This window comes from Arthrobacter sp. I3, from assembly GCF_000520575.1.
Classification (GTDB): domain Bacteria; phylum Actinomycetota; class Actinomycetes; order Actinomycetales; family Micrococcaceae; genus Arthrobacter; species Arthrobacter humicola_A.
Window position 1 is genome coordinate 1 of the sequence record NZ_KI914970.1, and the last position, 3,745, is coordinate 3,745.

Here is a 3,745-nt window from a genome sequence, read left to right on the forward strand (position 1 = left end):
CCGCTGACACGGCACGGCCGAACGGACATGTCCTCCGCTACCCCTGACCACTGGACATACTCCCTTTGTGCCCACCCCTGACAGCGAACAATGAGCATGTCCCGCGGAGGTTGTTCTGAAAAATGAGCATGTCCACAGAGGCTGTCCGGAAGAACGGGCATGCCCCGCTGACACGGCACGGCCGAACGGACATGTCCTCCGCCACCCCTGACCACTGGACATACTCCCTTTGCGCCCACTCCTGACAGCGAAAAATGAGCATGGACCGCGGAGGCTGTCCGGAAGAATGGGCATGCCCCGCTGACACGGCACGGCCGAACGGACATGTCCTCCGCTACCCCTGACCACTGGACATACTCCCTTTGTGCCCACCCCTGACAGCGAACAATGAGCATGTCCCGCGGAGGTTGTTCTGAACAATGAGCATGTCCCCCGGGGAGAGCCGGCAGGCGGGAAGCTAGCCGACGCCCCCGGAGTTGAGCGCGGCGCGCAGCTGCTGCACCGCCGTCGTGCCTCCCGCGATGAACCAGTCGAGTCCGTTGACGCGCACGACGTCGGTCGCGCCGCCGGCCGCCTCCACGATCGCCTTCCCGGGCAGCCAGTCCCACTCGGGGCAGCTGTGCTGGAACCAGCAGCCGAGCTCTCCGTCCGCGACCCGGCCGAGGTCGCAGGAGCCGGACCCGAACATGCGCAGCGCGGCCGCCGACGTCGCTGCCGCATGCCAGGGCATGGCACACATCGGATCGGCAAGCCACGTCGGGTGGATGTAGGTTGCCGCGCCGAGATCAGACAGCGGCGTGTCGGTGCGTCCGGTGCCACCGGACGCGCCGGGCAGGAAGGTGACCAGTTTTTCGCCGTTGAGGGTCGCCGCCCGGGACGTCCCGCCCAACCAGAGTTTGTCCTCCTCCGGCTGGAAGATGGCGCCGAGCCCTGCACCGGAGGAATCCTTCAGGGCAATGGCCGAGCACCAGTACGTGGATCCATGCAGGAAGTTGAAGGTCCCGTCGACGGGGTCAATGACCCAGGTCCGGCCGCTGCTGCCCGCCACGGAGGCGCCCTCCTCGCCCAGGACGGCGTCATCGGGCCGGCAGCGCCGAAGCTGTTCCAGGACGTAGGATTCGGCGGCGTGGTCGGCGGCCGTGACCACGTCCGAGACAGACGTCTTCTGCCTGCCTTCAAGCCCGGCCTGCCGCATCAACAACGCCAGGGTGCCTGCCTCGCGGACCAGGGCCTCGGCCAGTTGGTAGTCATCCAGTGAGGGGTCGAGATCTGCGGTGCTGTGCCGGCCGAGCCGGTGTTTTCCTAGTTCGGTCACGCATCCCAGACTATCGGCGCCCGTTGGCAGTGAACAGCCGGCGCGGGCGGTCGGCAGACAGCGGCGCGGAGGGGTGTGCAGGACGGGCGATAATGGAGCCATGGCCAAGACACCCGCGCAGCGGATCAAAAAGCACGGCGCCAACGCGGCGGTCCCCCAGCACCATCTCCCTCCGGTGATCAATCCGACCACCAGCCGGACACCGCAGAAGGCGCAGAGCAACAGCAATCTGATTGTCATTGCCGGGGTCGTGGCCAGCCTGTTCCTGTTCTGGTATCTGCACCTGCTCACCCTCAACCAGCTCACCCAGCTGTCGGGCGGCCAGGCAATGCCCGACTCGTTGGTGGGCGGCTTTGACCCTGGGTTCGTGGAGCAATTGCGCGCGGCCATGGACGCCGATGCCCGGGGCCAGCTGAACTATGTCCACAAGACGGCCGGGATGCTCTTCCCGCTGATCTTTGGCTTCACCTGGCTGCTGCTGATCGGAACCAACGTGGCACGGAAATCCCTGCGCTGGGCGCTGTGGTCGCTGCCGCTGCTTTTTGCTGCGGTCCGGCTGTGGGGCAACACGGTGATCGATGAAATGATGTCCGCCGACACTCTCGACGGCGGTCAGGTCGCCCTGGCCTCCGGGCTCACCGTGGCCGGCTGGGTCCTTCTGGCGCTGAGCGTCGTGGCCGGCGTCGCCGCCGTGTTCGTCGGGCGCAAGGCTGCCGCGGCTGCCGCCACCCCGGGACATGTCCAGTCCTGATTCGCGCGGCAGGGCTAGTTCTCAATTCCCGTCTTAGAACACGGGACATGTCCATTCTTGGTCACGGCGGCTGGAGTCGCCCCACGCACCCGGCCCCGAGCACGGGACATGTCCATTCTTGGTCACGGCGGCTGGAGTAGCCCCACGCACCCGGCCCCGAGCACGGGACATGTCCAGCGTTCGGCCCGGCCGGTGGACAACTTGCCATTATGTCCATCACTCAAGTCCAGCGGAGGGCATGTCCACTCAGAGCTGGCTCAGGGCCCGGCGGTGAGGAATTCCCGGGCCTGTTCGGCACGTTGCGGGGCGCCAGCCTTCTCAAAGTGGTCTGCTGCTTCCAGCAGGTGTGTCTGCGCCTCGGAATCGTTCCCCACAGCGGCATGGGAGCGTCCCAGCAACAGAGAGGCCTCGCCCAGAATCTGCGGTGACGTCTTTTCCGCGACGGTGCTGATCTCGGTCAGGATAGCGATGGCCGCCTGCGGGTCACCCGCCAGGAAATTCCAGTGACCGCGGTTCAGTTTCAACAGAATGTGGTCTTCATCGGATCCGCCAATGACGTCCGTGGCCAGTTCAGCGCGTTCGATGCAGCGGAGTGTGTCCGCGTCGGCGACCTCGGCGGCCAAGCGCATTGCCGCGGATGCTTTGTTGAATTTGGCCCAAATATCAAGATTTCGCGCCGGCGAAAAAGTTTCCGCCGCGAGCTCGTGATATTCAAGCCCCTCTGCCACTTTATTGCAGAGGAACGCAACATTGCCGATAACCCAGTAGGCCTTGCCGACCAGCTGGTCGTCGACCTCGTTGGATATGTCGTCGGCCAGCATCAGGCTCTCGCTCCAGGCCTCCTCCAGCCGGCCGCTTTCGGCGAGAGCAGCGATGAGGGCCTGCCGGGCTTTGACGTTGTTTTCCACGTCACCCGCCCCCGAAGATAAACGCGCCGCCATCCGCGCCGCGTCGGCCGCCTGCCCCAGCATCCCGGCGCCCTGCCTGGCTTTTGCGAGCAGGATATTCGCCTTGCCGCGGGCATCTTCAGCCGGAGCTCCGAAGGCGCCATCCACCAGTTCGGCGGCAAGCGCGGCGCAGGCCTCAAAATCGCCGGCGTCAAGCAGATTCTCCGCCTGAAAGAGCCGCATGCCCCAGGCAGCCGTCAGGTCACCGTCGTTCGTCGCGATTTCCGAGGCCACCTGGGCGCTGCTGGCCGCACGGCCGAAGTCGTGGCTGCTTCGATGTTCCCGAGCCTGCAACTCTGCAGCGGCGTAGGACGGTGAAACTGAGTTTCGTTGCATGCCTCAATTATCCGTTGCCGCGAGAGCGGAATCGAACCAGCCACGCAAGAAGGACCTGCGCAGGGTTCACGCAAGATTCACACACGAGGGTGAATATCACATCCGGCGACAATTCTTTATAAATTGTTACCTTGTGGCGTGTCGATCTCCCCTATACTAAACCTGCATCACATGAGTCACATCAGCCTCTTACGTATCAGGAGTCCAAATGAAGAAAATCCTTGCAACGCTCCTCGTCGCCGGCGCGCTGGCCGGCGCCGGCCTGTCCGCCTCAGCAGCAGTGTCTGCCTCCAGCGGTTCGAGCCAGGGCTCCGTTGTAGCGGTCGGCTGGTGGCCGAACTCCACTCCGAAGAACTAATCGGAAACGGAACGGCTGCGGCGGGCATCGGACATCAA

4 protein-coding genes are annotated in these 3,745 nt (G+C 64.7%); 2 read left to right on the forward strand and 2 right to left on the reverse strand.

Going from position 1 to position 3,745, the window contains the following annotated elements:
* Positions 1–457: 457 nt before the first annotated feature.
* Positions 458–1,315 carry an inositol monophosphatase family protein gene (locus Y706_RS0121755; RefSeq protein ID WP_028278238.1) on the reverse strand — a complete coding sequence of 286 codons (858 nt, stop codon included), beginning with the start codon at positions 1,313–1,315 and terminating at the stop codon, positions 458–460.
* A 100-nt stretch (positions 1,316–1,415) separates the two neighbouring features.
* Here Y706_RS0121755 and Y706_RS0121760 point away from each other — a divergent pair, with 100 nt between their 5' ends.
* The gene (locus Y706_RS0121760) at positions 1,416–2,066 is read left to right on the forward strand and encodes a hypothetical protein (RefSeq protein WP_028278239.1); all 651 of its coding nucleotides are present in this window, start codon (positions 1,416–1,418) and stop codon (positions 2,064–2,066) included.
* A 257-nt stretch (positions 2,067–2,323) separates the two neighbouring features.
* On the opposite strand, the gene Y706_RS0121765 is transcribed toward Y706_RS0121760, so the two are convergent.
* Positions 2,324–3,349 (reverse strand): hypothetical protein, encoded by a 1,026-nt coding sequence (locus Y706_RS0121765; RefSeq protein ID WP_028278240.1) that lies wholly within the window; start codon positions 3,347–3,349, stop codon positions 2,324–2,326.
* A 208-nt stretch (positions 3,350–3,557) separates the two neighbouring features.
* Here Y706_RS0121765 and Y706_RS29600 point away from each other — a divergent pair, with 208 nt between their 5' ends.
* The gene (locus Y706_RS29600; RefSeq protein WP_164468567.1) at positions 3,558–3,707 is read left to right on the forward strand and encodes a hypothetical protein; all 150 of its coding nucleotides are present in this window, start codon (positions 3,558–3,560) and stop codon (positions 3,705–3,707) included.
* Positions 3,708–3,745 lie beyond the last annotated feature (38 nt).

Excerpts from the sequence above, each read along its gene's own strand:
- Y706_RS0121760 (WP_028278239.1), top strand. The coding sequence starts at position 1,416 with ATGGCCAAGACACCCGCGCAGCGGATCAAAAAGCACGGCGCCAACGCG.
- Y706_RS0121765 (WP_028278240.1), bottom strand. The coding sequence starts at position 3,349 with ATGCAACGAAACTCAGTTTCACCGTCCTACGCCGCTGCAGAGTTGCAG.
- Y706_RS29600 (WP_164468567.1), top strand. The coding sequence starts at position 3,558 with ATGAAGAAAATCCTTGCAACGCTCCTCGTCGCCGGCGCGCTGGCCGGC.